At 46.1% G+C, this 3,611-nt stretch carries 3 protein-coding genes; all 3 read left to right on the top strand.

Annotation, left to right across the window (positions count from 1 at the left end; genetic code table 11):
- The coding region (locus tag F6K53_RS35740) for a methyl-accepting chemotaxis protein (protein ID WP_293084113.1) at positions 1 to 1,159 on the top strand (1,159 nt) is incomplete at its 5' end.
- Positions 1,160 to 1,217: 58 nt separating this feature from the next.
- A complete protein-coding gene (locus F6K53_RS35735; protein ID WP_158069622.1) occupies positions 1,218 to 1,379 on the top strand; it encodes a hypothetical protein in 162 nt (53 codons plus the stop codon).
- 4 nt (positions 1,380 to 1,383) lie between these two features.
- Positions 1,384 to 3,611, top strand: a 2,228-nt coding sequence (locus F6K53_RS35730; protein ID WP_293084110.1) for an Hpt domain-containing protein, incomplete at its 3' end; no start/stop codon positions are given.

The following is a 3,611-nucleotide window of genomic DNA, read 5'->3' as shown; positions in this document are numbered from 1 at the left end:
TTATCAAAATTCTGAAGCTAGGGATTGGCAAACGGAAGAGATTAATTGGATGCTTCAGATTGCCGCTCAGATGAGTGTACCGTTGCAGCGAGCTGAGTATTTGGAACAATTGCGATCGCAATCCCAAAAACTAGCAGAATTAGCATCACAGGAAAAGGAGGCTAGGGAATTATTCCAACAGCGTGCTATTGATTTGCTCACAGCTGTTCGACCTGCTCTAGACGGTGACTTGACCGTTAGAGCTCCGATTACCAATGATGAACTTGGGACTATTGCAGATGCTTACAACAACACCATTCACAGTTTACGGCAAATTGTGATCGAGGTACTCTCAGCTTCTGTGAAAGTCGCTGAAACTGCTACAGAGAGTGAAGCAGCAATTACTAAACTTTCTGAAGAAGCCCAGCATCAGTGTCAGGAGTTGACCCAAGCCATGGATCAAATCCAGAACATGGTTAACTCTACCCAAGCTGTAACCACTAGCGCCCAATCCATCGACCGAGCTGTGCAAGAGGCAAACCAAAAAGTAGCATCGGGGGAGACAGCTATGAACCGCACGGTGGAGGGAATTCTAGGAATTCGGGACAGTGTGGAGGAAGCCAGCCATCAAATTAGACAGTTAAGTCAATACTCCCAAAATGTTGACCGGGTATTGAATTTGATTAGTGATTTTGCTACCCAAACCCAGCTACTCTCCCTTAATGCTGCTATCGAAGCCACCCGAGCTGGGGAGTATGGTAAAGGTTTTGCGGTGGTAGCTGATGAGGTGCGCTCCTTAGCTCGACAGTCGGCCAAGGCAACTACGGAAATTTCTAATTTAGTTGCTGAAATCCGCACTCAGACTAGAGAGGTGATTAAAGTGACCGAAGTCGCGATCGCTCAGGTTAATACTGGCACAGAATTGGTAGAAGAAAGCAAGGGCAATCTAAATGCGATCGCATCAGCTACTGCTGAGATTAGCCAGTTAGTTGCAGGGATTACCCAGGTAACCCTAGCCCAACTCGAACAATCACAATCGGTTACCCAAACCATGAAAGAAGTTGCGGCCATATCCACCAATACCTCTGAAGACTCTGCCCAGCTTTGGGAGTCCTTCAAGGAATCCCTCACCACCATCGAAAAGCTACAGGCAGCTGTTGAGCAGTTTACTGTTAACTAGTTATAGCGCTACGGGTAGGGAGTGTGGGGCGGGGGCGCGGGGCGTGGGCGCGGGGAGGTTGGGGAGCAACTGGCGCTTTGAGATTGGTTTTAGGGGTTATTATTCGCTTTATTTATATAGCGTTGATTATACTGATCAGGTAAAGTCAAGTTTCTTCTCCCGACTCCCGACTCCCGATTCCCGACTCCCGACTCCCGACTCCCTACTCCCTACTCCCTAAAAAAATGTCAACTATTGATCCAGAAACCTATCAATACTTTCTTGGGGAAGCCCAGGACTTGCTGCAAGTTATTGAACAACACTTGCTGGCTTTAACACCGGACAAGCCAAAAAACCAACTTTATGACTTAATGCGAGCCACTCATACCCTGAAAGGCGCAGCTGCTAATGTCCGGCAAGAAACCATAAAAAGTGTAGCACATTATCTCGAAGATGTCTTCCGGGCAATGTTAGCCCCTGAGGCAACCATTGATACAGAACTAGAAACACTACTGTTTGAGGGATATCAGTGCCTCAGGATGGCACTGACTGCTGAAATGACTGGGGAGTTGAGCAAGAATACTGAGATTATCAACCGAGCTGCAGGGGTGTTTGCTAAACTGCAAGCTAAATTAGGAGATTGTTTTGACTATCAAGCCTCTCTACCCACATCAGCAGAACTTGGGTTTGATATTGTCCAATCTATCTTTGAAGTAGGAGTCAAGCAACGAATCGATCACCTAGCTTCCTTGTTGAAGGTTGGAAGGTTACAGGTTGGCAGGTTGGATGTTGTTCGCGAAGCGTGGCCTATTGGCCAAGGTTCTGAAGGGTTACAGGTTGGCAGGTTGGATGTTGAAAGTTCTGAAGGGTTACAGGTTGGCAGGTTGGATGTTGAAAGTTCTCAAGGGTTACAGGTTGACAGGTTGAAGGTTGAAAGTTTTCCAGACAACCTTCAACCTTCAACCAACACTAACCTTGAACCTTCAACCAACACTAACCTTGAACCTTCAACCAACACTAACCTTGAACCTTCAACCAACACTAACCTTGAACCTTCAACCAACACTAACCTTGAACCTTCAACCAACACTAACCTTCAACCTGCTAACCTTCAACCTTGGCCTATTGGCCACGCTACGCGAACAACCCCTGATTATGACAAGGCTACGCTGATAGAGATTGCTGAGACCTTGCGAGAACAAGCTGAAATATTTGTAGGGTTAGGGGAATCCTTGAACTTACCAGGGTTTAAAGCAATTGCCGAAAACACCCTCAAAGCCCTTGATGTTCAGCCTGAACAGGTGATGGAAATTGCCAAGATTGCCTTAACGAATTTCCAGGAAGCTCATACCGCTGTCTTAGCAGGCGATCGCACTCGTGGAGGAAACCCCAGCCTCGCCCTTCAACAATTAGCTGGATCACAAGAAGAGTTACAGGTTGAAGGTTCACAATCGTTGAAGGTTGAAGGTTCACAATCGTTGAAGGTTGAAGGTTCACAATCGTTGAAGGTTGAAGGTTCACAATCGTTGAATGTTGAAGGTTCACAATCGTTGAATGTTGAAGGTTGGAACGTTGAAGGTTGTCTGGAAAACCTTGAACCTTGGCCAAAAGGCCACGCTACGCGAACAACCCAAACTAACCTTCAACCTGCTAACCTTCAACCTGCTAACCTTGAACCTTGGCCAAAAGGCCACGCTACGCGAACAACCCAAACTAACCTTGAACCTTGGCCAAAAGGCCACGCTACGCGAACAACCCAAACTAACCTTCAACCTTCAACCAACACTAACCTTCAACCTTCAACCAACACTAACCTTGAACCTTCAACCAACAATAACCTTCAACCTTCAACCAACAATAACTTTCAACCTTCAACAAATATTGATGAATTACTTGAGGAAACTTTTGGTAATATTTCTCTTGCACAAGAGCAAGCGAATCAAGTCTTTCCTGAAGAGGAATCTCTTGAGCCAGATAGTATACCTCCAGATAGTATATTTCCAGATACTATATTTCTGGATGAATCTTCAGAAACCGTAGCAACAGACAATCTTAACCAACCTCAGACTGACCCTCAGCAAGAGTCGGAGTTAGCGGTTAACCCTGAATCAGGAAAAGAAGTCAAGCAAATATCAATGTCTCTTCCCGATCGGGAGTCTGCAGAGGCTGATGTGCCTTCATTAGCAGAGGGCTCGATCAAGACATCAGCCACAGTGCGTGTTGATTTAGACAGTCTTAAACACCTATCTCACCTAGTTGGGGAACTACTGATTAACCAAAACCAGTTAGGATGGCAGGATGAAAACTGTCAAGGGGTAGTTGAAAAACTTTCCAATTGGCTCAAGCAACATCGCCACACCCTGACTCAACTGCGCACTCAGCTCAAGAAGCATTCCTCTAATCAGCAAATTTCTAAGCTGTGGGATTCGGCTTGGGAAGAAACCCTGCAACTGACTCAAGCTACAGAAGACCT

Source organism: Moorena sp. SIO4A1 (genome assembly GCF_010672065.1).
GTDB lineage: Bacteria > Cyanobacteriota > Cyanobacteriia > Cyanobacteriales > Coleofasciculaceae > Moorena.
This window is presented reverse-complemented; position numbering and strand designations above follow the sequence as displayed.